Source organism: Streptomyces sp. ISL-98 (genome assembly GCF_018614055.1).
Lineage (GTDB): Bacteria > Actinomycetota > Actinomycetes > Streptomycetales > Streptomycetaceae > Streptomyces > Streptomyces spiramyceticus.
Window position 1 is genome coordinate 211818 of sequence record NZ_JAGGPB010000019.1, and the last position, 25275, is coordinate 237092.

General features: G+C 70.1%; 31 protein-coding genes. 11 read left to right on the forward strand and 20 right to left on the reverse strand.

Features of this window, described 5'->3' with window-relative positions; translation table 11 throughout:
- Nucleotides 1–29: 29 nt before the first annotated feature.
- On the forward strand, nucleotides 30–518 hold the full coding sequence (locus J7I98_RS13965) for a hypothetical protein (protein WP_214920974.1): 489 nt from the start codon (nucleotides 30–32) through the stop codon (nucleotides 516–518).
- 4 nt (nucleotides 519–522) lie between these two features.
- Here the strand turns inward: J7I98_RS13965 and J7I98_RS13970 are convergent, their stop codons facing one another.
- Nucleotides 523–789 (reverse strand): hypothetical protein, encoded by a 267-nt coding sequence (locus J7I98_RS13970; RefSeq protein WP_214920975.1) that lies wholly within the window; start codon nucleotides 787–789, stop codon nucleotides 523–525.
- Nucleotides 790–1008: 219 nt separating this feature from the next.
- On the opposite strand from J7I98_RS13970, the gene J7I98_RS13975 reads away from it, so the two are divergent.
- The 6 genes from J7I98_RS13975 (at nucleotide 1009) to J7I98_RS14000 (ending at nucleotide 2936) form a co-directional block, all read left to right on the forward strand.
- Entirely contained in the window at nucleotides 1009–1356 is a 348-nt protein-coding gene (locus J7I98_RS13975) for a DUF317 domain-containing protein (RefSeq protein ID WP_214920976.1), read from the forward strand.
- 31 nt (nucleotides 1357–1387) lie between these two features.
- Nucleotides 1388–1648: a hypothetical protein gene (locus J7I98_RS13980; protein WP_214920977.1), complete on the forward strand. Its 261-nt coding sequence runs from the start codon at nucleotides 1388–1390 to the stop codon at nucleotides 1646–1648.
- A 52-nt stretch (nucleotides 1649–1700) separates the two neighbouring features.
- Complete coding sequence (locus tag J7I98_RS13985) at nucleotides 1701–1913, forward strand: hypothetical protein (protein WP_214920978.1); 213 nt, start codon at nucleotides 1701–1703, stop codon at nucleotides 1911–1913.
- Nucleotides 1914–2006: 93 nt separating this feature from the next.
- Nucleotides 2007–2336 carry an esterase gene (locus J7I98_RS13990; protein ID WP_214920979.1) on the forward strand — a complete coding sequence of 110 codons (330 nt, stop codon included), beginning with the start codon at nucleotides 2007–2009 and terminating at the stop codon, nucleotides 2334–2336.
- Between the two features lie 97 nt (nucleotides 2337–2433).
- Entirely contained in the window at nucleotides 2434–2670 is a 237-nt protein-coding gene (locus tag J7I98_RS13995; protein WP_214920980.1) for a sigma-70 region 4 domain-containing protein, read from the forward strand.
- Nucleotides 2671–2702: 32 nt separating this feature from the next.
- Nucleotides 2703–2936 (forward strand): hypothetical protein, encoded by a 234-nt coding sequence (locus J7I98_RS14000; RefSeq protein ID WP_214920981.1) that lies wholly within the window; start codon nucleotides 2703–2705, stop codon nucleotides 2934–2936.
- 69 nt (nucleotides 2937–3005) lie between these two features.
- Here J7I98_RS14000 and J7I98_RS14005 read toward each other — a convergent pair whose 3' ends face one another.
- The 9 genes from J7I98_RS14005 to J7I98_RS14045 all read right to left on the reverse strand — a co-directional run bounded on the left by J7I98_RS14005 (nucleotide 3006) and on the right by J7I98_RS14045 (nucleotide 10087).
- Entirely contained in the window at nucleotides 3006–3410 is a 405-nt protein-coding gene (locus J7I98_RS14005) for a hypothetical protein (protein ID WP_214920982.1), read from the reverse strand.
- Nucleotides 3411–3517: 107 nt separating this feature from the next.
- Nucleotides 3518–5290 (reverse strand): relaxase/mobilization nuclease domain-containing protein, encoded by a 1773-nt coding sequence (locus J7I98_RS14010; protein WP_214920983.1) that lies wholly within the window; start codon nucleotides 5288–5290, stop codon nucleotides 3518–3520.
- Nucleotides 5290–5955: a MobC family plasmid mobilization relaxosome protein gene (locus tag J7I98_RS42570; RefSeq protein WP_214920984.1), complete on the reverse strand. Its 666-nt coding sequence runs from the start codon at nucleotides 5953–5955 to the stop codon at nucleotides 5290–5292. The genes J7I98_RS14010 and J7I98_RS42570 overlap by 1 nt, the downstream gene beginning before the upstream one ends.
- Nucleotides 5952–6176: a hypothetical protein gene (locus J7I98_RS14020; protein WP_214920985.1), complete on the reverse strand. Its 225-nt coding sequence runs from the start codon at nucleotides 6174–6176 to the stop codon at nucleotides 5952–5954. The genes J7I98_RS42570 and J7I98_RS14020 overlap by 4 nt, the downstream gene beginning before the upstream one ends.
- Before the next feature lie 102 nt (nucleotides 6177–6278).
- Nucleotides 6279–7355 (reverse strand): DUF2637 domain-containing protein, encoded by a 1077-nt coding sequence (locus tag J7I98_RS14025; protein ID WP_214920986.1) that lies wholly within the window; start codon nucleotides 7353–7355, stop codon nucleotides 6279–6281.
- Entirely contained in the window at nucleotides 7352–7918 is a 567-nt protein-coding gene (locus tag J7I98_RS14030) for a WhiB family transcriptional regulator (protein WP_214920987.1), read from the reverse strand. Before J7I98_RS14030 ends, J7I98_RS14025 begins: the two co-directional genes overlap by 4 nt.
- 117 nt (nucleotides 7919–8035) lie before the next feature.
- The gene (locus J7I98_RS14035) at nucleotides 8036–8740 is read right to left on the reverse strand and encodes an ATP-binding protein (protein WP_214920988.1); all 705 of its coding nucleotides are present in this window, start codon (nucleotides 8738–8740) and stop codon (nucleotides 8036–8038) included.
- Nucleotides 8740–9759: a hypothetical protein gene (locus tag J7I98_RS14040; RefSeq protein WP_214920989.1), complete on the reverse strand. Its 1020-nt coding sequence runs from the start codon at nucleotides 9757–9759 to the stop codon at nucleotides 8740–8742. The genes J7I98_RS14035 and J7I98_RS14040 overlap by 1 nt, the downstream gene beginning before the upstream one ends.
- 1 nt (nucleotide 9760) lies before the next feature.
- On the reverse strand, nucleotides 9761–10087 hold the full coding sequence (locus J7I98_RS14045) for a transcriptional regulator (protein WP_214920990.1): 327 nt from the start codon (nucleotides 10085–10087) through the stop codon (nucleotides 9761–9763).
- Between the two features lie 434 nt (nucleotides 10088–10521).
- On the opposite strand from J7I98_RS14045, the gene J7I98_RS14050 reads away from it, so the two are divergent.
- Nucleotides 10522–10968, forward strand: a complete 447-nt coding sequence (locus J7I98_RS14050; RefSeq protein ID WP_214920991.1) for a Secondary metabolite protein — start codon at nucleotides 10522–10524, stop codon at nucleotides 10966–10968.
- Nucleotides 10969–11016: 48 nt separating this feature from the next.
- Here the strand turns inward: J7I98_RS14050 and J7I98_RS14055 are convergent, their stop codons facing one another.
- Nucleotides 11017–11859, reverse strand: coding sequence for a helix-turn-helix domain-containing protein (locus tag J7I98_RS14055; protein ID WP_214920992.1), 843 nt, complete (start codon nucleotides 11857–11859; stop codon nucleotides 11017–11019).
- Between the two features lie 351 nt (nucleotides 11860–12210).
- On the opposite strand from J7I98_RS14055, the gene J7I98_RS14060 reads away from it, so the two are divergent.
- From J7I98_RS14060 to J7I98_RS14070, 3 genes are read left to right on the forward strand one after another with little or no spacing between them, the layout of a single operon-like run.
- Complete coding sequence (locus J7I98_RS14060; protein WP_214920993.1) at nucleotides 12211–12756, forward strand: regulator component; 546 nt, start codon at nucleotides 12211–12213, stop codon at nucleotides 12754–12756.
- The gene (locus J7I98_RS14065; protein ID WP_214920994.1) at nucleotides 12753–13937 is read left to right on the forward strand and encodes an MAB_1171c family putative transporter; all 1185 of its coding nucleotides are present in this window, start codon (nucleotides 12753–12755) and stop codon (nucleotides 13935–13937) included. Before J7I98_RS14060 ends, J7I98_RS14065 begins: the two co-directional genes overlap by 4 nt.
- A 4-nt stretch (nucleotides 13938–13941) precedes the next feature.
- On the forward strand, nucleotides 13942–15117 hold the full coding sequence (locus tag J7I98_RS14070) for a cytochrome P450 (RefSeq protein ID WP_214920995.1): 1176 nt from the start codon (nucleotides 13942–13944) through the stop codon (nucleotides 15115–15117).
- A 177-nt stretch (nucleotides 15118–15294) separates the two neighbouring features.
- On the opposite strand, the gene J7I98_RS14075 is transcribed toward J7I98_RS14070, so the two are convergent.
- The 9 genes from J7I98_RS14075 to eis all read right to left on the reverse strand — a co-directional run bounded on the left by J7I98_RS14075 (nucleotide 15295) and on the right by eis (nucleotide 25268).
- Nucleotides 15295–15951 (reverse strand): PIG-L deacetylase family protein, encoded by a 657-nt coding sequence (locus J7I98_RS14075; protein WP_214920996.1) that lies wholly within the window; start codon nucleotides 15949–15951, stop codon nucleotides 15295–15297.
- Nucleotides 15948–17249, reverse strand: a complete 1302-nt coding sequence (locus J7I98_RS14080; protein WP_214920997.1) for a phosphodiester glycosidase family protein — start codon at nucleotides 17247–17249, stop codon at nucleotides 15948–15950. The genes J7I98_RS14075 and J7I98_RS14080 overlap by 4 nt, the downstream gene beginning before the upstream one ends.
- Nucleotides 17246–18253: a phosphotransferase gene (locus J7I98_RS14085; protein WP_214920998.1), complete on the reverse strand. Its 1008-nt coding sequence runs from the start codon at nucleotides 18251–18253 to the stop codon at nucleotides 17246–17248. The genes J7I98_RS14080 and J7I98_RS14085 overlap by 4 nt, the downstream gene beginning before the upstream one ends.
- Nucleotides 18250–19770 carry a Gfo/Idh/MocA family protein gene (locus J7I98_RS14090; RefSeq protein WP_214920999.1) on the reverse strand — a complete coding sequence of 507 codons (1521 nt, stop codon included), beginning with the start codon at nucleotides 19768–19770 and terminating at the stop codon, nucleotides 18250–18252. Before J7I98_RS14090 ends, J7I98_RS14085 begins: the two co-directional genes overlap by 4 nt.
- Entirely contained in the window at nucleotides 19767–20906 is a 1140-nt protein-coding gene (locus J7I98_RS14095) for an LLM class flavin-dependent oxidoreductase (RefSeq protein ID WP_214921000.1), read from the reverse strand. Before J7I98_RS14095 ends, J7I98_RS14090 begins: the two co-directional genes overlap by 4 nt.
- A 17-nt stretch (nucleotides 20907–20923) precedes the next feature.
- Nucleotides 20924–21913: an Ldh family oxidoreductase gene (locus J7I98_RS14100; RefSeq protein ID WP_308377749.1), complete on the reverse strand. Its 990-nt coding sequence runs from the start codon at nucleotides 21911–21913 to the stop codon at nucleotides 20924–20926.
- Nucleotides 21914–22060: 147 nt separating this feature from the next.
- Nucleotides 22061–22933, reverse strand: a complete 873-nt coding sequence (locus J7I98_RS14105) for a phosphotransferase (protein WP_214921001.1) — start codon at nucleotides 22931–22933, stop codon at nucleotides 22061–22063.
- A 72-nt stretch (nucleotides 22934–23005) separates the two neighbouring features.
- Nucleotides 23006–23896 carry an aminoglycoside phosphotransferase family protein gene (locus tag J7I98_RS14110; RefSeq protein WP_214921002.1) on the reverse strand — a complete coding sequence of 297 codons (891 nt, stop codon included), beginning with the start codon at nucleotides 23894–23896 and terminating at the stop codon, nucleotides 23006–23008.
- Between the two features lie 193 nt (nucleotides 23897–24089).
- Complete coding sequence (gene eis / locus J7I98_RS14115) at nucleotides 24090–25268, reverse strand: GNAT family N-acetyltransferase (protein WP_308377750.1); 1179 nt, start codon at nucleotides 25266–25268, stop codon at nucleotides 24090–24092.
- Nucleotides 25269–25275 lie beyond the last annotated feature (7 nt).

The following is a 25275-nucleotide window of genomic DNA, read 5'->3' on the forward strand; positions in this document are numbered from 1 at the left end:
AACCACCTCCGAATGCCGGGAGTTCCGCCATGCCCGACGCCACCCCACTCGACCAGGCCACAACGATGATCGAGAAAGCCTGGGGCCGCCCTATCGAAGCTCTGGAATCCCTCGCGGTCCGCCGCCCGAGCCACGACCCGCTCCTGCGCTCGGCCATGCACATCCGCTCGGCCCTGGTCATCACCGACAACGCAGTGGCCGTGCACCAGGACCGTCTGCACGCCCTTACCCCGCCTGGCCACGTGCCGGCCTTCTACGACCTGGAACGGATCACCAGCTCAGCGGCGGACCTTCGCGTCGCCCAAGCGGAGAGCCGTACTTCCCTGCAGGCAATCAGCCACGTGATCGAAGCGCGTGAAGCCGCTGCGACCTCGGACCGGGCGCCAGCAGTCCGGCTGGCCCAGGCCGCTGTCGCCCGCTCCGGGCACGCGCCACGCGCCGTGGGCCAGGCGCCCGATCAGCCCGCTCGTTCGGCCGCTGTCGGCCCGTCGGTGGCCGACCTGGGGCCGCGCCGCTGATCGGTCAGGCAAGGTCCTCGTCGCGGTGGGCATTCCCGATGCGGGAGCCCACCGCGCGGGCCAGCTCCTCCAGCGTCAACTCGACGCGACGCCCATCCGCGATCCGGTGCTCCACCACCGCGCCCTCGTCACCCCGTCCGTCGGACTGGGCACCGACAGCCCACTGGCCGTCGGCGACCATCGCGATGTCGCCCTCCGTCCACGGCCGCCCGGCCGCCCGGATCTTGCGCTCCAGCCCGGCTCCGTCCCAGTGTCTGCTCGGCTCCGCCATCCCTGCTCCCCCTTCGGTCCCGTGCGGCCCGTTGCCGCAACCCAGTTAGGACAACCGCGTCCGCCGATCCATTCCCGGGCCACGGGCCCTCTGCTGACGGCCGCCAGTTCGCCCACGGCAGACGCCGCTTCCCGGGAAAGGACTACGTACTTCGGCACACCGCATGTCAACGTACGGGTGTTGGGAAAAACCGCAGGTCAACGAAGGGATCGTCCAACCGTGAACGCCTCCGCCACCCTCCTGCCCGCTGTCGTCCGGCCCGCCGTGGAGGAGCGCTCCTGGCTCTCGTCGGACCACTGCGCAGGCCCGGTGCTCGACCTCCTCGACGCGCTCGGTTGGGCAATCGTCGACACCCCGGAGGCCAACGTCCACGCGACGAGCCCGGACGGCCGTGTCTACGTCGGCTGGCTTCCCGAAGACACCGCCGCCTGGAAGCGCGGCATCGTCTGGCAGGTCCGGGTACAGCCCACCGAGGGTGAGCCGTGGGTCCAGGAGTTCGGCCTCTACACCCCCTCCGAGGCCGTTGCCGGTTTCCTCGCCGCGCTCATCGCCACCCCCAGCCGCTGACCGCTACCGCCCCCTGTCTCGGAAGGCCCCCATGGCATACCGCGCCCCGCTCACCAACCACCACGCCGACGGCACTCTCTGCCCGGCGGACCACAAGCACACCAGCTCCGGCAAGCCGCTCAACCCCGACTGCCCTGGTCGCGCGTACACGCAGGCCATCTGCTCGTGCGGCGGCTGGGAGATGAAGCAGTCCGGTAAGGGCTACGTCAACGAGAGCCGTAAGCGGCACCTCACCAGCCACACCCAGGGGCCGAAGGTTCTTCGCGACCTGCTTCGCCTCGACGGTTCCTGACGCTCCACCACCAACCCCGCCCTGCCATCCCGTACCGCTCTTGGAGGTTTCCGTGCCCCACTACCTGACCGTCGGCCACCTGCTCCGCCAGCTCCAGGACCTTGACCCCAACCTGCCGATCCGCCTCGCCATCAACCCTGACTTCCCGTTCACCCACTACTTGGGGGCCGAGGTCGTTGTCCGTGGCGGCAAGGCGTTCATCGCCGACGACGGCCAGGAGGGCTACCTCCCGGTGAAGGTCAGCAACGCCCTCGCCTGGGCCTGACCAGTCCCACCGACACCGCCCCCGGAGGCTCCTATCTCGTCGCGATCCCGCCCTTCGCAGGTCCTTCCCCTGCACAGCCTGGCCGTACGCCCCATGCCGAGCGCCATGCGCGGCGCGCTGGTCCAGCGCGTCTCCGCCCTGCCCGACGGACCGCTCGACGTCACCTGGCTCGCCGCCGAAACCCCGAGACTCCCCCTTGGCCGCATTCGCCTTCACTGGGAGCCTGCCTCCCTCGCGGGCTGGGACGTCACAGCGCATCTGGGCCTGGCCACCACCGAGGTGCATCTCGCCTCCTGGCCTGCCGCCCCGGACGACTGGCCGCGCCTGGTCCGCCCGACCATCCACGAGGTGCTCGGCCTGTGCGCCGCCCTCGCGGTCGCGACCGCCGCCCTCGATCTCTCGAATCGCCTCGCCCAGGTCTGACCGAAACCGCAGAAGGCCGCCCCGTGCCGCTCAGGCAGGTGCCGTACGCCCGGCCGCGTGTTGCGTACGCTCATCACCGACGAACGAGGAGGACACGATGGCCGACGACCAGCAACTCTGGGGGTATCCGGAGGTCGCCGCTCACCTGGGCATCAGCGTCCGAGCTGCCCGTAGCCGCAAGAGCCGGGGCAGCCTGCCGGAGCCCGACGACACCAGCGTGCCGGACCGGCCGCGCTGGAAGCCCGCTACCTTCCAGGGCTGGCGGCCCGTCGGCCGAGGGTTCCGGAGGGACTTGCACGGCCCCTCTCAGCACGAGATCACTCCGTCCGGCTGACCGGCCGTCGTGCCCACCCGTAGGCTGCGGCCATGACGTCCGACTCGCCGATGCCGTCCCCACCGTTCCCTTCTCCCGACAACGCTGCGCTCCGGGTGGTCGTCGGCAACGCCATCGCATCGGTCCGCAGCGGCGAAGCCTCGGCGGAGGAGGCGATCCTGCATGCGGCCGTCCACGGCTGGTACGAGGGTCATATCCAGGGCGAGGACGAGTGCCCCGGCTGCGACTTCCGGGGTGGGCTGCCGAAGAACGGCAACCGCGGCTGACCACCCTGCAATGCCGAGGAGCGCCACCGACATGTCGGTGGCGCTCCTCGGCATTGGTACTTCACTCGCCTAGTCCAGGTAGGTGCTGGCGAAGGCGCCATCGAAGCCGAGCGCGGCGAGGCCCTGCTCGACGCTGGGGTAGGTCGTCCCGTCCGGGATGGCGATCAGGGCGTCGAAGTCGGCGCGGCTGATCTCGGGTTCGAGCCACTGGTTGCTGCAGCGGCAGCAGACCCAGACGTTGCGGCCGTGGTTGATGAGCAACCAGTCGCGCCGGGCACGGCAGGCCGAGCACATCACGGGGATCCCACGAAGGGCCAGCTCGCGCGAGTGGCTGAGGCAGCGCGTCGCGCCAGGGCCGCTGGGCGGCTGCGTCTCGTACTCGAGCTGCAGCAGGGGATCGGTTCCGGCGGGGAGGACAGGCAGCACGGGTGTCGGCTCTGCGGGGCGGTCGGTGGTTCTGAGCACGAGCGTCATCTCCCGGTCGAGGTCCTTCTGTTTCCATCCGTAACAGCCGGTGGAACCGGTTGTCCAGGGGTTTCGCGGAGTCCGGCAGGCCGGTTGACCGGCCTGCCGGACTCCGGTCAGCGGCGCGGTGGGCGGTTGCGCGGGTCGGAGGCGGCGGGGCGAGCTGCGGCCATGGGTGCCGTCCGGGTGCTGGTGCGGTTGGCCGAGGTCTTGGGCTGGCTGGTGCCGGCCTGCGGGCGGCGGGTCGCTTCGCCCGGGTGAGCGGGGAGCTGGGCAAGTCGGCGCAGGCGCCATACCAGGACGTCGTTCACGTCCTCGGCGGTGTCGAGTTCGCGCATGCCGATGGCTTGCTGCAGGAGGGCCTTGGGGTCGTGGCCTGCCTGCTCGGCCTGGGCAAGGGTGGCGGCCAGGGCATCGGTCTTCGTCGACGAGCTGTCTGCTCGCAGCCCCTCTTCCGGCAGGGCTGCACGGATGGCGGCCTCGTGGGTTCGGCGTTCGGCTTCGGGCAGGGCGCGGCCTTGTTCGCGCAGCGCCCGCATGGGCGTTGCGGCAGCCTGGCGGTAGGCGGCTCGCAGATGCTCGGCGGTCTGTCGGGAGGCGTGGGCCTGCTGGGCATGGCCACGGGCGGAGTGCCAGCGGGCGGCGGCGAGGGCGACCAGAACCAAGGTGGAGACGAGCATGGCGGTGGTGCCGCCGTCCTCGCCACGGCCGAGAGCGCTGCCGGCCTGGATGATGCCCCGGGCCGCCGAGCGGATCGCCCGGGTGTCGGCGCGCTCTGCTCGGACGTGACTGCGGGTGGCACGCTCGAAGGCGCGGGCGGCGGCACCCAGCTCGGCGCGGGTGGCGGCCGGGGAGGTCTGTGTCACCGCGTCCAGGAGTTCGCCGACCCCTACCAGTTGAGCTGCGGCTTCGTCGTCGTCGCTGTCGAGCAGGATGGCGGCGTGCTCGGCTAGGCCGGTGGCGTTGCGTCGTTCCCGGGCGGGCGGTGACCAGCCCGGCCGGCCGCTGGTGGCCGCCGGCTGCGTCGCCTGATCAGCGGTGCCGTCGGCCAGGCGGCGGCGGATCTTGGGGAGTGCGAGGTCAGGGGCGAGCTTGGATCCGGGGTACCAGATCGGTTTGCCCTCGCGGTTGCGGTCGCCTGGAAGCGCGACGTTGTAGCCGATGGCGTCGCCGGACGGGGCGTTTCGGATCTTCACACGGAGGCCCGCCTCGCGGAGCCTGGTGAAGAACTCATCTTCGGTGGCCGTGCCCGCGAGGGCTTGACGCACGGCTTCGCGGAGAGTCTCGCGAGGAGCCTCGGGCCGACCGGTGCGCTCGGCCTTGAAACGCTCTGCGCTGGTGGGGGACTTGGCTCCGGTGCCGTCGCCGGGCTTGAGCTGGCGCAGGCCCATCTCCTGCTCGATGCGTCGGCATTCGGCCTGGGCTTTCTTGAAGTCGTAGTTCATCCTCGGGCGGCGCAGATCGCCTCGGACCATGGTGGCCAGGATGTGGATGTGGTCGTCGGCGTGCCGCACGGCGACCCAGCGGCAGCCGTCAGGATCGCCTTCGGGGGCGAGGTTGACGGCGTGGACCAGGCGGCGGGCGACGGTGTTCCACTCGGCGTCGGTCAAGATCCGGTCGCCGGGGTCGGTGCGGATCGAGCAGTGCCAGACGTGCTGGGCCGGTGCCGTGGTGCCAGCCTGCTTGACCCGCAGGTCCAGTGCTGCGGAGAGGCGGGCGAGGGTGACCTTGGGGTCGGGGTCGGGGCTGGTGTCTCGTCCGGGGTCAGGGGCGAAGCCGTCCCAGCTCCCGACGAGGTGGGCGTCGGTGTGTTCGTCGCGTTTGCCAGGGCCGTACAGGTAGACGAGCAGGCCGTGGGTTCGTGAGCCGCGTCGGATCTTGGGGACCATCAGAGTCGCTTCTTCACCAGGGTGTCGGCCGCGTCGTCGATGCGGGCCAGGAGTCGGGTCAGGGTTGCGAGGGCGTGTTCGAGTTCGCCGGGTCGGGGCTGCCCTCCGGCGTTGTGGACGTAGGCGATCTGGTTGATGTTGTTGCCGACCCGGGAGAGGGCGGTGCGCAGGGCGGCCAGCTCGTCGATGGCGGTGTCGAGTTGTTCGTTGGTGTGCAAGGTGGTGGAACCGCGGGCGACTGCGAGGCCGGCGGCGGCGAGGAAGCGAGCGACGGTGACGCTGCGCTGCGCGGCGGCGACGACTATCTCGGCTTTCTCTGTGTCGGAGAGGCGGGTGGTCGTCTTGCGGGTGCGCTCGCTCGGGTTGCGGCTGCGGCGGCGCGGCTTGCGGTCGGGGAAGGGGGACGCGCTCGGGCTCGGCTGCTCGCGGTCGCTGTGGCGGTCTACTTCTCCCCCTGCGACTGGCGCCCCCTGGTGCCGGGAGTCTGGCTGGTCCCCGTGCGCCCTCGCTCGGGGCCCAGCCGGACTTCCCTCGCCCTCCTGGGCGGGGGCAAGTGCGTACGACGGGCCGTAGGACCGTCGTAGGCGACAACTTGCTCCGCCAGGAGCCGTCGTGGGGTCACGCTGCTGTCCGGACGTGGTGGCCGTCGGGTCGCTGGCGGTCACCGGCTCGTCTCCGGGTTCTGCTGACGGATTTCGCGGACGAGGTCCTCGATCCAGTCCATGGCCAGGACCGGGTGGTGCAGGGTCCACGGACGGCTGTTTCGGGTTCGCTGCACGGTCCAGGTGTTATCCGGGCCGGATTGGGCGCGGTGGAGGTGACCGCGCTGGTGCAGGACGGTCAGCCAGGAGTCGACCTCGGTGGGTGTGGCCGGGTGTGTGCGCATGAGGGTGCTCTCCGGTTCGCTTCGGAAGGTTGTGGGGCGCATGTCCGGGGGCGGATGACCGGCCGAGGTGTCCGGCTCGGTCACCCGCTTCGTGCTGTCCGGTCAGTTCCGGGCGGCGGTGACCGGCTGTCCGTGCTGCTCGCGGAGCTGGACCATCAGGGCGGTCAGCGTGTCGCTCGACAGCGGGATCTGCTGACCCCGGATCGCCTGGGCGACCACCTTGCGGGTCAGCTTGTCCTCGGCCCTGACCGCTGACCGGGCGATCTCCAGCAGCTCCTCGGTGTCCGGATCAGGCCGCCGGTCACCGGTTGTCCGGGTGTCCGGGTCAGTGACCGGCGGCGGAGTAACCGGCCGGTCAGTGACCGGCGCGAGGCTGTTCTGGTGGCCGGTGACCGGCTCGGTGCCGGCCGGGCGGTCAGTGACCGGCGGCGCGGTGTCCGACTGTCCGGGCAGGTCAGCGGCCTCGTGCGGCGGCTCGTGGTGACCGGTGACCGGGCTGCTGCTGTCCGCCGGGGCACTGTCCCCGGTCAGTGACCGAGGACTTGGGGTCTGCTTGTCCAGGGACAGTCGCGGCCGGTCGGTCAGGGCAGTGACCGGCTGACCGGCGGTGACCTGACCAGCCTGCGGCTGCGGCTGACCGGGCCGGTCAGTCCGGGTGACCGTGATGCCCTCGGGCCGGTCGGCCTGACCGAGGTGACCGGCCTGTCCGAGGTCGTCGCGGTCACTTCGGTCACTGTCCTTGGCTGGCCCCCGGGCGATGAGGATGTAGAGGTGGACCGCTCCGGCCAGCGCGAGCGGGGCGATGGTGGACAGCACCGCGACCACCGTGTCTCCGAGCCGGAGTCCGGTGGCCGAGGCCGATTCCTCGTTGAGTCGCACCGCGTGGAGCGCGTTGGCCCAGATGCTGGCGGCGGTAGCGGTGCCGAAGAGGGTCCAGACGTAGAGCCGGGCGCGCAGGGGTGCGTCGCGCAGGACCAGGAGGGCTCGGACGCCGTAGGAGATGAACCCGTCGATCACCAGGGGGAAGAGGTAGGTCAGGAAACCGCGGACGTGGATGGCGACGGCCATCTGCTGGAGGGCGTCGTACGACAGGGCGCACCCCGCGCCGCCCAGCGCGATGACGACCGCGCGGTCCCAGCCGGTGATGTGCGCCGCCTTGGGCGCGCTCGCGGTGCTCACGCTGCCGTCCCGAAGTCGTCGCGGCCCAGGCGCTCGCCGTCGGTCTCCGGAGGCGGGGTGGTCTTCGTGGTCTGCTCCAGGTCTCGGTTGCGCAGGGCCCGGCGGGTCTCGCGGTACAGCTTCTGGGCGTGCTCCTCGGTGATCTTCAGGAGCCAGGCCAGGCGCTGTTCGGACAGGCCGTGGCGGTAGGCGGCGTGGACGACCGCGCGGCGCTCGGCCTTGGTGAGGTGGACGTCGCGCCCGGCGACGGTGGCGTTGACGCGGCTGTAGTCCAGGCGGTTGGCGAGCTTCTCGTGCAGCGGCTCGCGCTCCTCTTCCGTCATGCCGCCCCGGATGCCGTGGGTGTCGCCGCTTTCGAGGGCGGCGTCCAGGCAGGTGCGGCGGACCGGGCACTGGCCGCACAGCGACTTCGCGGCGGTGATCTTGTCGGTCTCGTCGGGCTCGGGGAAGAAGGTTTCGGGGTCCACCGGGTTGTACTCGGTGCTCTGGCAGACGGCCTGGTCCTGCCAGGTGTGGTCGCCGAGCGACCGATGGCGGGCAGGGCTGATCGTCGTGGCGGTCACGCGGGTTGCTCCGATCGCTCTCCGCGCGCAAGGGCGTCGGCGGAGGGGTGCGCTGGGTCGGGAGGTGCATGGGGCGGCGCGCTGGGGGCGCGGCCCGGCGTGGCGGCCTGCGGCAGGTCAGGCGGCGGTGCGGAGGCGTCTGCGGTCGACCGGCTCGAACTCGACTCGGGTGGTCATCTGCGCGAGCCGGGAGGTGACGCGGTCGCCGAGGTAGACCCGGAGGTCCTTGATCGCCAGGTTGGTGGTGATCAGCGTCGGGAGCATGTGGTTGTACCGGCGGTTGATGAGCCGGTACGTCACTTCCTCGACCCATTCGGATGCCTTGGCCGCGCCGAGGTCGTCGATGACAAGCAGGGGGCAGCGGCTGACGGCCGCCAGCTCCCGCTCGCTGTCTGCCCCGGGCCGGGGGCGCAGGTCGGCGTACAGGTCGGCGGCGGTGGTCGCGCGCCAGCGCACGCCGACCCCGCTCTGCACCAGTCTCCGGACCGCGCCGTACGCCTGGTGGGTCTTGCCCGCGCCGACGACCCCGGCCATCAGCAGGCTGGGGCCGGTGGTGACCTGCCGCCGGGCTCCCAGGCTGGGGGCGACGGCGGCCTCGGCGACGTCCCGGGCCCAGGCCAGGACCTGGGGGTGGTCGGCGATCGCGTCCTGGTAGCGCGGGGGCATCCCGGCAGACAGGGCGTCCAGCGGCGAGAAGGGCTCGGGCTCGTCGGCCAGTGCGGCGACAGCGGCCGGGTCGATGTTGCGGGCGGCCAGGATCCGGGCCATCCGGTCCAGGGTGCCCTCGCCGAGGGTCTGCGGTTCGCGGGTACGGGTGCGCATCACAGCTCCTCGGCGTAGGCGGCGGCAGCGTTGACCGGGTTGGTCCACGCCTGGTGAGCGGGCACGTTAGGACGGTTTCCCGGCCGCGCCAAACCGCCGGAGCGTGCGTTCATGGCCTCGTTGACCATGCTGGTCAGCACGCTCGGGTGCTTGGGGTTGGCTGCGAAGTTCTGCAGCCCGGCTCGGATGTACTCCGGGGCGATCCCCTCGCCCAGGAGCTTCTTGGTGATCCGCCCGAGGTGGCCGATCACGTCGCTGGGCGGGCGCTCGTCGCAGGCAGCGATGTACTCGCCGACGAGCTGGTTGGCCGAGACGGAGGCTGCGGGCGCTGTGCGCCCCGTAGGGATAAGAGATCCAGGATCCAAGATCCTAGATCCAGGCGCCGAGTCCTCCCCGAAGCTTCGGGGAAGGTTCGGGGAGTCCTCGGAGAATGGGCCCTGACCTGCGGTTTTCGTGTCCGCGTGGCTAGGGGTGCCGGCCATGCCGTCGAAGGTGTCCTGCTGGGCGGAGAAAGCACCGCCTACGTTGCCGGGAGGCGTCGCAGCGGGCTGCGCGGGCAGATCGAGGGCTCGGGGAGCGTTCGGCGAAGCCTCGGCGAGCCCTCGGGTAGGGGTGGGCGACTCCTCGCTTCGCTTGGTGCAGGTGCCCTTGCAGGGGGCGCAGCGGTCGGCCGCGTGGTGCTGCGGGCAGGCGGGGAGGCGGGACTGGCTCGGCTTGTCGATCTTCTGATGCTCGGACCAGGTCGCGATGTGCAGGTAGCGGCGGCCGTCGCAGCCGGTGTACCGGCAGATCAGGCCAGCGTTCGCGAGTTGCTGGAGGTCGTCCTCGACGTGGACTGAGGTGTGCTCGGCGCGCAGCGGCCAGAGCAGCCCGGCGATGATCGCGGCGTTGTCGCGGTGGCGGCCGTGGTCGTCAGCCTGGGTGAGCAGTCCGAAGAAGGTCCGCTCGGCCTCGACGCTCACTTCGGCGAGCGACTCGGAGACGAACGCCTCCGGCTTGATGGTTCGTATCCGCGCCATGTCAGCGGCCCCGACCGGCGGCGATCAGGTCGCTGCGGGTGAGGGTCGCGTCGGCGAGGTCGAAGGTGTGCGGCCGGGTCCAGTCCGCCTCCGGCCAGACTCGCAGGATCCACCGGGCTGCGACCCTGGCGGTGGTCCGGCCGAGCTCCAGCGTCTCCCCGGCCTCGTCCTTGACGATGGCGTGCGGGTGGGGCCACGCCTGCTTCGGGTCGTTGAGGCTGACGCGGATGGTGGCCGCGCCTGGGATCATGTCGGCGAGCTGGGCGGCGAGGCGGTGCTGGCGGTCGGTCTCCGGGCAGGCCGGGATTCCGCTCGGCATGGCGAGCATGCGATACTCCGTTGTTCGTAGGAGTGCGGTGCGGCGGTTCTCGTGCAAAAAGCCCCGTCGCCCGCGAGATGTGAATCGGCGCTCCTCGGGGTGCCGGCCCGGCGCTTGGGAGTTGGTAGCTCCCGGGCGCCGGTTTCCTTTGCCCCGGCGGGCGTCATGGCCCGTGTGCGTGCATCGCCCCTCCCCTCCTGGCCTGTCCTCGGCCGGTGATCCGTTTGCGCGAGGGACCAGGACCATATGGCGACCCCTGGCACAAGTCCAGCCTCTTCGCACCCGCTCCGACCAGGCACGGAACACTGCACTGGACGGACTTAGGGGTCAACGTACACCGCAATGATGCTCCTGCGTCAACTGCAATGGTGGCATGCGGGACGATAGTGGGGCATGATCACCACTGGAGTGGATAGGATGCCGGTAATGGCGAAGGGTTGGAGATGACCGAGAAGAACGAGCGCACCTTCGCGGAGCTGCTCGACTACCTGTTTCGGGAGGTGCACCCAAAGGGGCGCGGCCCGTACACGTACGCGGAGGTGTCACAGGGCATCCGGGACACCTCCGGCGTGACCATCTCCTCGAGCGCCATCCAGCAGCTCCGCACCGGGACCAACACGAACCCGAAGATGCAGACCATCCGGGCACTGGCCGGGTTCTTCGGGGTGAACCCGGGCTACTTCTTCGACGAGGCGGAGGCCGAGCGGCAGCGCGCGGAGATTCACGTGGTCGCTGCCATGCGCGACCAGGGCGTGCGCCGGGTCGCCTTGCGTGCCAACGGGCTCAGCACGTCGAGCCTGCACATGCTGAACACCGTGATCGACCAGGCCCGTCGGCTAGAAGGCATGCCGGACGAGTCGGACGAGTCCGGGCTACTCGACGACGAATGAGTTCGGCCCCGCCCAAACCGCGGCGCGCGTCGGCCTTCCCTGGGCGGATCAAGCGCTGGCGGTTCCTCGGCGGCCTTCCATCAGCACGATCACTCGGAGGCGGTCACTGCGCATGGGTCGCAAGGCGACGATGCGAACAGCGACCTCCCGGCCCCGGTGATACGGGAGCCTGAGCCGACGCAGGTCACCGTCGGCGTGTTCGACCATCTCGCGGCGATCCCACATCTTCCGCGCGGCCGGAGATCCCGCGAGGATGTCGCGCTCCAGTTGCCGAAGGGCCTCGTTCTTCGGATGGCGGGCTCGCTCGTAGCGGATCTGTCCCAGATAGGAGCGGGCCCAGTCCTGCTCCCAGTTCACGAGCTGCTCGCGGGCCTCCGGCCTCAGAAAGGCCCATCGCATCTGATTGGCCTGGTAGGCGGCCCACGGGAACCAGTCCAACAGCGGCCCGTTGTAACCGATCACGTTCCACGCGAGGTCCGTCACGAAGGCAGGGTTGGGGGCCTGGTTGTCCAGGAACTGCTGGAGCACCTCGTCCATCTCCGCTGCCGCGTCGACTTCCGGCACGGCGGCAAGTGCCGGCGGGCGGCCAACTGCCCTCAAGTACAGCGCGTGACGTTCCGCGCGGCTCAGCCGTAGCGCCGACGAGAGCCGGTCGAGGAAGTCGGCGGAGTATCCGGCTTCCTTGCCTCGCTCCAGGGAGCCGTACCAACGCTCGCTCACGCCAGTCAGCCGAGCCACGTCACGCTGCGTCAGCCCATCACTCCGGCGACCCGAGACCGTCAGGCCCGGAACCGCTCGGGGATTCGTCCGGATCCGCCACGATCGCAGCAGCTCAGGCAGGGACTCGCCTTCGGGCTCACCGCCCTCGACCTGCCCACCCCGGGAGTCCATGGCCTGAGATTAGATCCCATGATCAGGTGACATACGTCACGACACGCCCTGAATGACCATCAAAGGATCATGAAACGGTCATTCAGCGTAGTCGGACATGACAGATAGTCGATTGTTCAATCATCAGTGTCGCCCGCCACGCTGCCTTGAGATCTCTAGGGTCGCGCAATGCCGGTCAAGATCGACAAATCCTGACGGCCCGGACTGCCCTCGCCCACCTCCCAGATCGAGTCACCATCCGTAACCGGAACTCTCAGTTCCGGGGAGCGTGACTTCCCCCTTCTTCTTGGCATCCTCATGGCTGTCGCTCGCTAGCAAGTAGGCACACAGCCAAGGCGGAGGGGGGTTGCCATGCCCTTGCCAGAAATCGACGAGAGTCGACTGCGCAAATCGTGTGAGAAGCAGGTCGATCTCCTGCACCTGCCACATCGCTTCAGTACGCGCGAATTGCGCGAGGCGATAGCTGACCTTCGGGGGAAGCCGATCATCCTGAAGCCCTTGAGCACGCTCGGCGCTATCGATGCGCCCTGCGGCATAAGGATCGAGACCCCATCGGCCGACCTCCTCTATTACGAGGAAGGTACGTCTGTCCACCACCAGCGGCACATTCTCACACACGAGCTATGCCACGTGTACTGCGACCACCCCGGAAGCCTGGAGGTCGACGCGGATACGGCCCAAGCCCTCGGGGTGAATCCCACGCTGGTGATGCGCATGTCGGGACGCACGAGTTACTCGACGGCCGACGAACGCGAAGCGGAGATGATGGCGACGGTTATCCGTCAGCGCATCTATCGCGAACGTGAATCCCCTTCTCGCCACCCGGAAAAGGGATCGGATAGCTGGGACGCACTCTTCGCCCAGCCCATTAAGAGAGGTCGCTTCCGCTCACGATGAATGCCGTTTTTCTTGGCATGGCCTGCCTGCTCGCAGCGACTGCCGGCTACTGGATCCTCGGTCGAGGGACGCCCCGTCCGACCGGCACATGGGCCATGGGCGCGCTCCTCGGCTCGTTCGCCCTGGCCTTCGCTTCCTACGCGCCACTGTTCGAGAACGCCGTCGAAGCAGTCGTGCCGCATGTGGCCCGGCTGTTGAGCAACTGCGCTTCGCTGGCCGCTGCCACTGCGGTCCTGGCCGTCTCGTTCCAGCTCAACCTGGAACCCGCGGAAGCACAGCGTCGAATCCGACTGCGCCTCGTTCTCTTCGCCACGTCCGCCTTCGGGATGACCACACTGTTCACGTACGAGCAGATGACGCACCGCTCTCCGCAGGTGTACGCGCTCTACCTGCTCCTGTTCATCTCCTACCTCGGCTTCGCCATCGTCGACTTCCTGCTACAGGCCGTGCGTCAGTCGAAGTCGACTCGTCGAAGCAGCGTTCGGATAGGTCTGCGGATGGCGGCATCAGGCTGCGCCTTCGCGCTGGTCTACGCCGTGTACAAGCTGACGGTCCTCATCTCCTTGGGCTTGGGCTTCCATCTCATACCCGACCACTCGAGGTGCTCGTCGCTCGTCGCCGCGCCGTGCGTCTTCAGCGTGACGTCTCCGGTGCTCGCCGTCCTGCTGATCTGTCTCGGCCTCACGTTGCCGGCTGTGGTCTACCCGATCAGCCAGGCCCGCCGCCGTCGCTGGGAGGTGACGTCCTTCGAGGCGCTCGGTTCTCTCTGGCAGGACCTGTCAGCCGCGAAGCCGGAGATCGTCCTGTCGTCCGCGGACTTCGTCGAGGACGCTTCGAACGACTCGGACTTCCTGCTCCAGCGGCGTGTCATCGAGATCAGCGACGGCATCCTCGCCCTTCGCCCGTACCGGTCCCGCAGAGTACAGGAGATGGCCCAGGAGACTTTCGAGGCCGGAACGGAGGAAGGGGCCGCAGCAGTCGAGGCGGCTGTCGTGAAGGCGGCACTGGCCGCCTCGAAGGCCGGCCATCTCGCCGACGAGGTCGCCCTGCCGTCGGCGGACGCCGCCTCCCGCAAGGACCTTCGCGCGGACACGCAGTGGCTCCTCCTGGTGGCCGACGCCTACGCCCACCGTGTTGGGCGTGTCGCCGACGACGGCCAGCCAGAACCGGTTGGAGCCTGAAAGCATGACCGACCCGACTCAGGACCGCCGCTTCCTTCAGGACCCCTATCCCACCTACGCGGCCATGCGGTCTGCGTGCCCGGTGCAGCAGGTACCCACCGGCTCAAGCGGCCACAGCAGCTACCTGATCACCGGCTACGCGGAAGCCAGGGAAGCCCTCGGCGACGCTCGGCTCTCAAAGGACACGGCCGCCTTCTTCGCGGGCAAGGGGTCACGGCGCCTGCACCCTGCGGTGGCGCACAACATGCTGGCCAGCGACCCACCCCAGCACACCCGGCTGCGCAAGCTGGTGACCAAGGCGTTCACGACGGGGGCCGTCGCGGAACTGCGTCCGTTCATCGCCCGGGTCACCGACGAGCTGCTGGATCAGTGGCCTTTCGACGAGCGGTTCGACTTCGTGGCCGGCCTGGCGGTGCCACTGCCGGTCATCGTGATCTGTGAGCTGCTCGGAGTACCGGAGAGCGACCGGCCCGACGTACAGCGCTGGTCCGGAGAGCTGTTCGCGGCCGGGAAGCCCGACGTCATCGACGCAGCCTCGCACTCCATGGCCGACTACATGACGGGCCTCATCGCTGCCAAGCGCCTGCACCCCGGTGGCTCTCTCCTCGACCGGCTCATCTCGGCGCGCGACGGAGACGACCACCTGAGCGAGGAGGAGCTGGTCTCTCTGGCGGTGCTGCTGCTCGTCGCCGGGCACGAGACCACCACCAACTTCCTCGGCAACGCCGCCCTGGCGCTGCTCCAGCGCCCCACCGAGCTGGATCACCTTCGGAAGAATCCGGACGACATCCCAGCCGTGCTGGACGAGCTGCTTCGGTTCGATTCCCCCGTCAGTACAGCCACCTTCCGATTCACCACGGAGGCCGTCACGCTCGGCGGTACCGATATCCCGGCCGGTGTCCCGGTCCTGGTCGCTCTTGGAGCAGCCAACCGCGACCCGGAACGGTTCCCGTCGCCAGACCTGCTCGACTTGGACCGAGACGCCACTGCTCATCTCAGCTTCGGCCACGGCATCCACCGCTGTGTCGGTGCTCCCCTGGCCAAGGCCGAGGCGGAGATCGCCCTACGAGCGGTACTGATTCGGTTCCCCGGAATCCGGCTTGCCGCACCGCCTGATCGACTGGACTGGCGGCGCACCCGTCTCGTTCGCGGGCTGGCATCGCTTCCCGTCCTGGCGTAGCCGCTCGGTGAACGGCCGTCGGACTTGCTTCCGGCGGCCGTCAGCAGCGGCGTCGCCCACGAGACCGAGCCGCTCCGTGGTCCGTTCCGACGTAGGAGTCGGCTGCCGCCCAGGTGAACGAGGGCGGTGCCACGGTGAGGGGCGTATCGACCGCGCCGGACCAAGGTACGGAACGCCTCACCTGCCGGCGGCGGCGGTGATCTCGATCCTTCGCGCGATCGTGAACAGCTCTGCGACCGCGACGTGGGACGGGAAGCGCTCAACAACGCGGTGGTGCACGTGCTGACGGTGGGCTACTTCGGCCAGTTGCGCGAAGGAGGCCATGTCGAGTTGCTGCTGGGAGGAGAAGCAACCGAGTGCCGCCTCTTTTGCTTTCAGGAGTTCCCGGGTGCCCATGAAGATCTCGTTGGGTTCCAGGCCGACGCTGTAGGGGGAACGGAAGTAGCTCAAGTTCGCGGCTTCGCGTAGGGCGACAGCCGTGACCTCCTGGGCGGTGGCGATGTGGTCGAGGTGCTGGTCGTTCGGGAAGTGCGTATATACGATGTCGGGCCGGTCCCGTCGGAAGACACTGAACAGCTCGCTGTTGATGTCACCGCGGTGGTCGGTGAAACGGCTGTCGGGGATCGTCGAGAAGCTGTAGTCCGCGACGCCCAGGCGCTCGCCGGCGGCCAGGCACTCCTGGCGACGCACGTCCTCTCCGTTGGGGCCGGGGCTGCCGGTGGTGAGGCAGTGCACGCGGACACGGGCGCCGCTCTGCGCGTAGGCGAGCATCCGCATTCCCATCGCGATCTCGGCGTCGTCGGGGTGGGCGACCACGATGAGGACGGTCGTCATCTCGTCTCCTTCGGGGCGGTGATTAGTAGGGCGCTGCGCAGCAAGCGGCCTTCCAGCCCGCGCCAGCGGAACGGGGCGTCGGCGGTGGCGGGCCATTGGAGGTAGTGCAGGCTGCCGACGACGTCGGGTTCCTGGTGGTGTCGGGTGTACGCGATTTTGGAGGTCTGGCCGCCGTCGAGGTGGAAGACCTGGGAGGGGTCCAGCCCGGCTTGGGCGCACAGCTCAGCCGTCTCATGCGTGGTGGTGCCCTGGAAGGTGCTGGTCAAGGGTGCGCCGTCGAAGACGGTGAGCTGGAGATGGTCGTCGTGGAGGGCCAACAAGGTGCGGGGGTATCGGGAGGCTGGCCGGAACGGGGAGGTGCCCAGGCTCTGGTCCCAGGCTCGGGTACGGCCGGCGGAGGCTTCGGCGGCGGACGGGCCGAGGGAGAGCGCAGACTCCAGGTCTCGGACATGGTGGGTGTCGACGCTGGTCACGCCGACGAGGGCGCCGACGATGAGGTGGGTGGGCCAGGGGCGGTGGGCGCGCAGGATGAACGCGCCGGCGAAAAGGTCAGCGCCGCCGCCGGGATGCACGGCGGCGACCCGCAGGCCGGTGCCGGTCGAAGTGACCGTGCAGTCGAGGGCGTCGGGGTCACGAGGGGTCGTGTTGGTGGCGGGGTCGACGTCGCGGAGGAAGCCGGTACGGGGGTCGTCGCGGTAACGGACGCGGCAGTTGGCGGCGCCGAAGACGGTGAGGTGACCGGACTGGCTGGGCGGATGCCGTTCCTTGGAGCCGGTCCAGATGTGCGTGCGGCCCGCGATGGTCAAGGTGCCGGTGGCCGCGAGGGTCCGCACCAGCGGGCGCCCCCGGTGGATGAGGAGGGCGGGTTTGGTGATGGTGGGCAGGCTGGCGACCTGGCCATCGCGGATGGCGAGGTCGAGACAGGGTTCAGCGGGCTGGTACGCGGGGTCGTCGGAGATGTAGGAGAAGGAGCCGCTGCCTGCGGCGACGGCGTCACCGCGGACGAGGTCGCGGAGGTGGAATCCGGCTGGGGAGCTGACGGCGCGGCATTGGGCCTGGTCGAGGTTGACGGCGAGGGTGAAGACGTTGGTGAAGCAGCCCTCGCCCAGTTCCGCGGTCCGGGCGGTGAGGGTTACGCCCGGGGCGAGGCTCCAGCTCGACGGGGTGGTGCGTCGGGCGAAGGGGCTCTGGTCGCGGGCCAGGGCCTGAATGTCGGCGACCTGGATACCACGGGCACGCAGCGCAGCGACTGCGGCCTGGTCCTCCTTGTCGGGCGCCTGGGTCGCGGGGCCGTTCACTCCGGATCCATTCCTGCGGCGCGCAGCAGGTCGAGCACTGTGAACGGGCCGGTGTCCAGCAGGCGTACGACCTGGATGCGGTAGCGCTCGCCGACGGCCGGGGGCGCGGTGGGTGGGTACGGCACGACGTGGGTGGCCAGCCGGTAGAGAAGCACCCCGGCTGTGACCGTGGCGAGCAGCGGGTCCTGCTGCCAGTGCCCGGCCGGTGCGGATCCGGTGTAGGCGTCCAGCAGCGCGGCGGTGATGGCAGGCAGCTCGGCCGGCCAGCGCAGATGGTGGAGGAGTACGTGCGCGAGGAGGTAGGCGACGTCGTAGAGCGGAGCGTTGTAGTGGACGTTGTCGAGGTCGACGAAGGCGACGCCGCCGTGCGCGAGGCTGATGTTCTTCGGGGCGACGTCGCCGAGGACGAGCTGCTGGTCGGGCAGCGCGGCCAGTGCCGTGCAGGCGGCGAGCAGCGCCGGGTGCCCGGTGGGGCGCAGGCAGAAGTCAAAGGTGTGCTCGCGGAATCGGTCGTCGCCGCCTTGCGGGCGGATCGGGGTACGGACCGAGGCGGTGGCGTGGTGGACGCGAGCAAGGGCGCGGCCGAGACGGTCCGCCTCGGCGGGGGTGGCGGGGCGCTGGTCCAAGTGCTGGCGCCAGGTGAGGCCGTCGGGGAAAACGTCCGTCATCAACAGGGCGTGCGCGTGAGGCAGGAACGCAAGGACCTTTGGGAAGAGGTCGGGTAGCGCCTGGCAGTAGAGCCCGAGGGCGCGGTGCTCGTCGGCGATCAGCTCCGGGTTGGTGGCGATCTCGGGGATGTTGGAGAAGCAGGTGCTGCGGATCTTAAGGACGGCCCGGCCTCGTTCGCCGTGGACGCGGAAGACGTGGCTGACGTTTCCACCGGTTGCCCGCTCGATCCGTGTGACGGGTCCGACGTGCTGGCGGCAGGCGGCGAGGACGTCGTCCAGGTACGGGCCGAGCAGATCGGCAAGGTCGGGCGCGGTGCCCGGGAGGGCGGTGGTCACCGTGCTGCCTCCAGCGGGACGAGGTAGTCCTCCGTGCCGGTCGGGGCGGAGCGGAAGCCGAGCCTCACGGGGGCCGGGCCGGTGCTGGTGAACCGGTGGGCCATCGACAGGTAGGCACCGGCCATCAGCTGAGCGGGACGGCGATGGGTGACCAGATCGGAGACCATGTGCTGACGCGGGATCCGCCCGGTCAGGTAGTGAAGGAACTCGGTCACCGCACGGTTGCGGGACGACCTCTGGGTGGGCAGTTCCGCCCCCGGGCCAGCTCCCTGGGTCAGGTCTGCGAAGTCGAGGGTGGTGTGCCGCTTCCAGTCGGGGCGCAGGCGGTTGTTGCGGAAGACGTGGACGGTGACGTGGTCCGCGCCGCCGACCGCCGCCGGGTCGATACCGGGTTCGTCATCGTGGAGCGTCTGCAGGCAGTGGAAGTGAAGGGCCTGGAAGGGGCCCTGCTGGATGATGTGGGTCTCCTGCCCGATGCGGCCGTTGCCCTTGTAGAGGCCGACCAGCGCCGGTTCCAGGCTGCCGCGTTGGGAGAACGTGTGATGGGCGAGGTTGATGCTGCCCAGCGTCATCGTCCGGCCGCCGCTGCGGTAGGCCATCGACAGGAAGGCGTCCACCTCACCGAACGCGCCCGTCAGTTTCTGGAGTTCGGTGTGGCCAAAGGGGTTGCGCTTGGCGAAGTCAGGGAACAGGCGCTCGTGGTCGGCGACCGTGAGCTGGGCGAGGGTGTCGGCCGGGCGGGCGACGTGCGCGTGGACCTCGACCTCGTCCAGCTCCTTGCCGGGCCGTTCCCCGGCATCGAGCAGCCACGGCACGATATCGAACTCGTGGTAGCCGGAGTGCGCGGCCTTCCCATACCCGCGGTCGAACCCGTGGTAGCCGAGGTTCACCAGTTCGTCCGGCAGGCGCCACTGGCCATCGCCGTGGCTCGACTGGATGTTGGTGACCGGGCAGTTCGTCTCCTGGGCGACCTCGGCGATCAGATCCCGCATCCGCTGGAACGCCGGGTGCCATCGGCGCTGGCTCATGACGCTCACCACCACGGCGGGCTCACACAGGCTGGCCTTCCGGTAGGCATCCATGAGCGTGTCGAAGTCCTCCGCGATGGCCCTCGCGGATTCGGGGTCCACGGACGCGCCAGCGTGGACACTCAACGGCTTGTCCAACAGCACGCTCAATCCGCGCTCCAGCGCCCACAGGGCGTAGGGCATGTGCACCGAGGGCTCGGTCGCCACGATGACGGCCCGGATCCGCTCGCGGATCACCACCGCGTCCAGGACGCTGCGCACTGCGGCCGGGAGGATTTGCCAGGAGGTGGGTAACGGCTCCACGCCGACCATCGGCAACAGACGGGGGCTGCCCGGCAGGCCGTAGGTCACCGGCTGCTGCGCCACGGCGGGCAGGTCGATGCCGGTGACCGTGCCGACCAGGCCCGAGTCCTGCCCGGCCGCGAGCGAGGGGAGGTGGTTGAGGCGGGTGTGCGGGCCGACGCCGACCACCAACAGGTTCACCGTCACCGCGCGCCCGCCTGCCCGAGGTGCGCGAGCCGGGGCAGGACGCCTTCGCCGACCCAGTACGCCTCCTCCAGGTGAGGGAACCCGGACAGGATGAACTCGTCGATGCCCAAGCTCGCGTACTCGGCGATGCGGTCGGCGACCTCCTGGTGGGAGCCGACCAGCGCGGTACCGGCGCCGCCGCGCAGCAGGCCCACCCCAGCCCACACGTTGGGGTAGATCTCCAGGTCGGAGGTCCGCGCGCTCTCGCGGTAGTCGGCGTGCAGGCTGCACATCCGGGCCTGGCCGGTGGACTGGCTGGCGGCCAGGGTCGTCTGGACGCGGGCGACGTGCTCGCTGTCCATCCCGGCCAGCAGCCGCTCGGCCGCCGCCCACGCCTGCGCAGAGGTGTCCCGGGCCACGACGTGGAACCGGGTGCCGAACCGCATGGTCCGGCCCTGCTCGGCGGCAAGGCCCCGGATCCAGTCCAGCTTCTGCGCAACCTGCTCGGGCGGCTCACCCCAGGTGAGGTAGGTGTCCACGTGCCGTGCCGCGATCGGCCCCGCCTCCGCCGAGGAGCCGCCGCAAAACAGCTCGGGTATCGGGTCCGGGGGTGCCATGACCGTGGCGCCGCGCACGTCGTAGTGCTCACCCTTGAAGGTGAACGGCTCGCCGGACCAGGCACCGCGCAGCACGGTGAGGAACTCGCCCGTGCGCTCGTAGCGCGCGGCCTTGCTCAGGTGGTCGCCGAAGCGGGCCTGCTCGTCGGCCTCGCCGCCCGTAACGATGTTCAGCAGCAGTCGTCCGCGGGAGATCCGCTGGAACGTGGCGGCCATCTGTGCAGCCAGCGTCGGAGAGATGAAGCCGGGCCGGAACGCGACGAGGAAGCGCAGCCGCTCGGTTTCCTGGGCGAGCGCGGCGCAGGTCAGCCAGGCGTCCTCGCACCAGGTGCCGGTCGGGGTGAGGATCCCGTCGAAGCCCATGTGCTCGGCGGCCTGAGCGATCTGATTCAGGTAGCGGATGCCGGGGGCGCGGAACCGGTCGGCGCCCGGGTCGGCGGCCAGGTACGCATCGTGACCCGGGCCGTGCGTGCCGCGTGTGCCGACCGTCAGGGAACGGCCGTCGCTGGCAGTGGGCAGGAACCAATGGAACTTCAGCATGGTGGGACTCCAGGTGATCAATCAGAGGTGAAGTCGCCGCCGGCGCGGGCCCGCAGGCGGCGTAAGACCTGCTCGGGCACCTCGACGGTGCCGGCGGCCTGGGCGTCGACAGCGCGGGCGCGACCGTTCTCGCCGGGCACGCGCAGCGTGCCGCCGTCGGCGTCCTGGGCGGCGTGCAACTGCTCGACGAGGCGACTGTTGGCGGCGGCTGAGCCGTCGGGGTTGGCGAAGGCTGGGTCGAGGGCGATGAAGGTGTATCCGGTGGTCCAGGTGTCGGCCACGTCGCTGCCCATCGGGAAGCCGAACAGGGAGCCGGTGAGCGCCTGCAGGAGCAGCGAGATTGCGAAGCCGCGGTGTTCGCCGAAGACGACCGCCGAGACGGCACGGTCGGGGTCCTCGGTGGGCTGGCCGTCGGCGTCAACGAAGCATCCGGCCGGGAGCGGCTGCCCGGCGCGGCGGCACTCCCACAGCACGCCCATCGGTGCCACCGTGGTGGACATGTCCGCCGAGAGCGGCTCGTCGAGCGTCGGCAGTGCAAAGGCCAGGGGGTTGACACCCAGCACCGGGGTCCGGCCGCCCGCGACCGCCGCCTCGGCCCGGGAGGTGTTCGCGGCGATGCCCAGCAAGCCGTGCCGGGCGATCTCCTCGCTCCAGATGGCGAGGATGCCGTACCGCTGGGTGTTGATCATCCCGACGAAGCCCGCGCCGTACCGGGCGGCCCTGTCCAGAGCAATCCGGACGGCGAACGCGGCGCTCAGCGGCCCTATCTCGCGATGGGCGTCGATGACCGCGAATACGCCGCGCTCCCGCACTACCTCCGGCGGTGACTGGCGTTCGTGGAAGAACCGCGACTCGAAGCAGAACTTCGTTACACCGTGCGATGTCTTGCCTCGCAGTTCCCCGGCCAGGTAGTGCTCCACCACCAGGGCGGTCTCCTGCTTCGGGACGCGGGCGGCGCGGCAGGAGGCGGCCATCAGCGCCCTCAACTCCTCGATCGCTACGCGCACGGCTACCGCCCTTCGGGAGTCTGCTCGGGCCGCGTCAGCGGCGGCCAGGTGAAATCTGTTGTCCAGCAACGGCGTTGCGGCACGGGGGTCTCCCTCGGGGTGGGGTTGAGCAGGGGCGGGGTACGCGGATCGGAGAACGCCGCTGGCTCAGGTGCCGGCGCGGAAGCGGAGCCACTGCTGTGCCAGCAGCGCCTGCCGCTGCCGTGACGCCCGCCGTAGCTCGGGGCAGTCGGCTGCCTGCTCGGCGCGGCGGCGGGCAAGGGCCGCGACGAAGGTGTCGACAGCCGTCGTCCCGGCGGCCGACCATTCGGGGAAGGTGCGCTGCGCCCAGCGCTCCGCCTCAGCGGGGGTGGAGCCTTCGCCGATGAGCGAGGCCAGCAGGAAGCCGACGTTGAGCCAGGACGCTCCCCTGGCGGGTAGCGCCCAGTCCACCAGGACCGCGCCGCCAGTGCCGATGAGGATGTTGCCCGCGTTGAGGTCCGAGTGGACGAGCCGGTCTCCGGCCAGCAGGTCCAGGTCCAAGTCGCCGCCGAACCGGGCCCACCTCTCCTCGACCGGCGCCGAGGCGGCTGTGTCGTGCTGTACTACGCCGAGCAGCCCCCGCAGCATCACCGCCAGCGGGTCCAGGTCGGGCGAGCGGGGCAAAAGGTCCGCGTGCTGGCCGTCTACGTGCTCGAACAGCAGGTACTCCCAGCTTCCGGCAGTGCCGTGGTGCAGCAGTCGTGGGGAGATCCCCAGGACACTCGGCGCGACGCGCGCCTCGTTCGCCAGGGTGAACGTGCTCCGGTGCGCCCGGCGCATTCCGTTGACGAACATCTTCCCGCCCGGGACGTCGAGCGTGGCCGCGAGCTGCGCGTTCAGCCCGGCCGACGCGGTGGCGGCAGCGCGGAACGGGCCTGTCAGGGCTTCGACGGCGCGGCGCACGTCCTCGGGTACGTCGCCCCAGTCCACACGTTCGGAACCCACAAGGACACAGTGCGCACCTGGGGCGCTGCCGGGTATGCCGGGCTGCAGGGGCATGGCCACTCCCTTCGTGGGATGAGCGGGACTGTGTCGGCGGGCGGTGGCCGAGTGCGCCGCCCGCCCGTGCGGCTACCGGTATTCGTGCGCCATCCGGTCGAGGACCAGGTGGCCGCGCTCGACGAGGTCCACCCGTTCCTTGACGAGTCCGGAGTTCAGGTACGAGACGCCAAGCCTCGTGGTCAGCAGACGCAGCAGCCGCTCCTCCGTGTCCGACAGCGGCCTGCCGTACCCGGCGAAGTAGGCCGCCTTGAGATCCGGGCGCGTGGCCCAGACCGCACCGCACAGCCACACGAACTCCTCGACCGCGGGACCGTGATGGGCCATCGAGAAGTCGATCACTCCGTGGTGGCCGCTTTCGGCGTCCCACAGCCAGTTGCGGGTGGAGTAGTCGCCGTGCTGGTAGACCAGCGGTAGCTGCTCGGCCAGCTCCGGCAGCTCCCTGGAGACGGCCTCCACCAAGGTGCGCTGCTCGGCGCTCAGGTGCTCGGCGGTGCTCTCCAGACAGGCGGCGGCCTCCTGCGCCTGCTCCCGCATCGCCGCGCGGAGGTCCTGGCGGTCCTGCTCCGAGCCCGGGTCAGACTGGTCGTGCCAGCGGCGCAGCAAGCGGCCCGCGTCCTCGTGCACGCGCAGTTCCACTTCCTTCTCCAGAGGCAGGCCCCGGACGACCTTCCCCGGCAGCGGCGAACTCATGATCGCCTTCAGACCGGGGTCCGCAGCCAGGAGCCGGGGGGCCTCGTGGTCGGCCAGGGTCCGCGCGGCGTAGGCGTAGCCGAGGACCTCCCGGTCGTAATCGATCTCGGTCGGGCTGAGCTTCACGAAGGCGGCAGTCGGGCCGGCGGCCACGCGCCAGACCCGGGAGCTGCCCCGGGGCCAGGACACGTCCGTGACCTCGTCCACACCGGGCAGGTTGTCGGCGACCCACACGCGCAGGTCGGGCGGGAAAGGCTTGCTCTCGGTCATGAGGTCTTCGTCTCCGAATGAGCGTGGAATTAGCGGGGGTTACTCATGGTGCGGGCTGGGCTCGGCAGTGCCGATACGGCACCGTCCGACCGGGGACGAGCCGGTCCGGGCAGTGCGCTGGTGCTCGGACGTCCTACCAAGGGCTCAACGGTGAGTCAGAGGCGGTGGGCACGAGAGGCATCGTGGACGCCGGTCAGAAGTAGTCGCCAAGCCACGGCTCCCGGTCGGCGGTGGCCATCAGTAGCCTGGCGATCACGGTGGGGTCTCCGTAGAGTCCGGCCAGCTCGGCCGAGGCCGCGCTTCGGTACCCGCCCGCGTACCAGACCGCGAACTGCCTTCTGGTCAAGGTCAGGTGCGCAGAGCGGCCACCGGGTGCCAGCTCCCCTCGGCCGTTGGTGATCCGCAGGGTGTACCGCTCGGTCTGCGTGCCATCCTCGGTCTCGATGTCGAGCGGAAGGCCGAGGTCCACGTGCTGCGGCCAGCCGCGCAGCTCCACCGCGCGGGACAGGTCCAGGACCCGCAGCATCCACGGGTGCCATGCCGTCGCCGCCGCCGCACCGGATCGGTGCAGCTGGTGCAGGAGCAGCGGGCCGGGTGGCAGGCCGGTGCGTTGGAAGGCCACGGTCGGGATCCGGCTGTTGTGTCTGCCGAGGAAGGCGAGCATCGCGGCGGCGGTGGGATGGTCTGCAGACCAGAAGTCGTAGACCACCAGCCGTCGGCCCTCGGCCGGATGGCGCTCCCCGGCCACCGCCATCACCCCGGTCGGCGCTTCTCCGGACGGACCGAACCGGTAGGTGTTCACGCCCGGGTGCTGCCCCTGCTGCCAGTCGACCCACCATGTGGGTCGCTGCCACGGGCCGTTCCACCGCGCGGCCAAGGCGTCCCGCAGCGGGGGAAGCTGAGCGGTCTCGCCATGCTGGATCTCGACGTCGGCGTCGTGGAATCTGCGCCGGAGTTCGTCGGTGGGCACCGTCCACGAGTACACCTGGGCGGGTGCCTCCCAGCCCATCCGGCGAACGTAGCCGGTGGACGCGGTCCACAGCGTGGCGAGGACGGCACCCTGCTCCTGCAGGGGCCGCAGCCGCTCGGCAATCAGGCGGGCCGCGAGCTGCCCGCCGCGCTCCTCCGGGGCGACGCATCCGCTGGCCATGCTCGCGCTGGGCACCGGCCGACCGCCGAACCACTGCGGGATCAGCAGGCCCAGGCCGCCGGCGACGACCCTTCCGCCGCGCAGGGCCACGCGCCGGTCCGCGCACTCGCCGAGGCGCATGATGGCGTCCACCGGGTGGCCGTAGGCACGCCGGGCCAGGACGTCGTACTCGTGCCACAGGTCCTCGTCGGCTTCCGCGAAGGTCAGCGTCGGAACAGCCACGGTGCCC

Coding starts and splice junctions, on each gene's coding strand:
- J7I98_RS14110 (WP_214921002.1), bottom strand. CDS start 23,896: ATGACCGAGAGCAAGCCTTTCCCGCCCGACCTGCGCGTGTGGGTCGCC.
- J7I98_RS14035 (WP_214920988.1), bottom strand. CDS start 8,740: ATGCGCACCCGTACCCGCGAACCGCAGACCCTCGGCGAGGGCACCCTG.
- J7I98_RS13990 (WP_214920979.1), top strand. CDS start 2,007: ATGCCGAGCGCCATGCGCGGCGCGCTGGTCCAGCGCGTCTCCGCCCTG.
- J7I98_RS13970 (WP_214920975.1), bottom strand. CDS start 789: ATGGCGGAGCCGAGCAGACACTGGGACGGAGCCGGGCTGGAGCGCAAG.
- J7I98_RS14075 (WP_214920996.1), bottom strand. CDS start 15,951: ATGACGACCGTCCTCATCGTGGTCGCCCACCCCGACGACGCCGAGATC.
- J7I98_RS14000 (WP_214920981.1), top strand. CDS start 2,703: ATGACGTCCGACTCGCCGATGCCGTCCCCACCGTTCCCTTCTCCCGAC.
- J7I98_RS14045 (WP_214920990.1), bottom strand. CDS start 10,087: ATGCTCGCCATGCCGAGCGGAATCCCGGCCTGCCCGGAGACCGACCGC.
- J7I98_RS14040 (WP_214920989.1), bottom strand. CDS start 9,759: ATGGCGCGGATACGAACCATCAAGCCGGAGGCGTTCGTCTCCGAGTCG.
- J7I98_RS13965 (WP_214920974.1), top strand. CDS start 30: ATGCCCGACGCCACCCCACTCGACCAGGCCACAACGATGATCGAGAAA.
- J7I98_RS14095 (WP_214921000.1), bottom strand. CDS start 20,906: ATGCTGAAGTTCCATTGGTTCCTGCCCACTGCCAGCGACGGCCGTTCC.
- J7I98_RS14105 (WP_214921001.1), bottom strand. CDS start 22,933: ATGCCCCTGCAGCCCGGCATACCCGGCAGCGCCCCAGGTGCGCACTGT.
- J7I98_RS14050 (WP_214920991.1), top strand. CDS start 10,522: ATGACCGAGAAGAACGAGCGCACCTTCGCGGAGCTGCTCGACTACCTG.
- J7I98_RS13980 (WP_214920977.1), top strand. CDS start 1,388: ATGGCATACCGCGCCCCGCTCACCAACCACCACGCCGACGGCACTCTC.
- J7I98_RS14070 (WP_214920995.1), top strand. CDS start 13,942: ATGACCGACCCGACTCAGGACCGCCGCTTCCTTCAGGACCCCTATCCC.
- J7I98_RS14020 (WP_214920985.1), bottom strand. CDS start 6,176: ATGCGCACACACCCGGCCACACCCACCGAGGTCGACTCCTGGCTGACC.
- J7I98_RS14055 (WP_214920992.1), bottom strand. CDS start 11,859: ATGGACTCCCGGGGTGGGCAGGTCGAGGGCGGTGAGCCCGAAGGCGAG.
- J7I98_RS14065 (WP_214920994.1), top strand. CDS start 12,753: ATGAATGCCGTTTTTCTTGGCATGGCCTGCCTGCTCGCAGCGACTGCC.
- J7I98_RS14060 (WP_214920993.1), top strand. CDS start 12,211: ATGCCCTTGCCAGAAATCGACGAGAGTCGACTGCGCAAATCGTGTGAG.
- J7I98_RS13995 (WP_214920980.1), top strand. CDS start 2,434: ATGGCCGACGACCAGCAACTCTGGGGGTATCCGGAGGTCGCCGCTCAC.
- J7I98_RS14010 (WP_214920983.1), bottom strand. CDS start 5,290: ATGGTCCCCAAGATCCGACGCGGCTCACGAACCCACGGCCTGCTCGTC.
- J7I98_RS14005 (WP_214920982.1), bottom strand. CDS start 3,410: ATGACGCTCGTGCTCAGAACCACCGACCGCCCCGCAGAGCCGACACCC.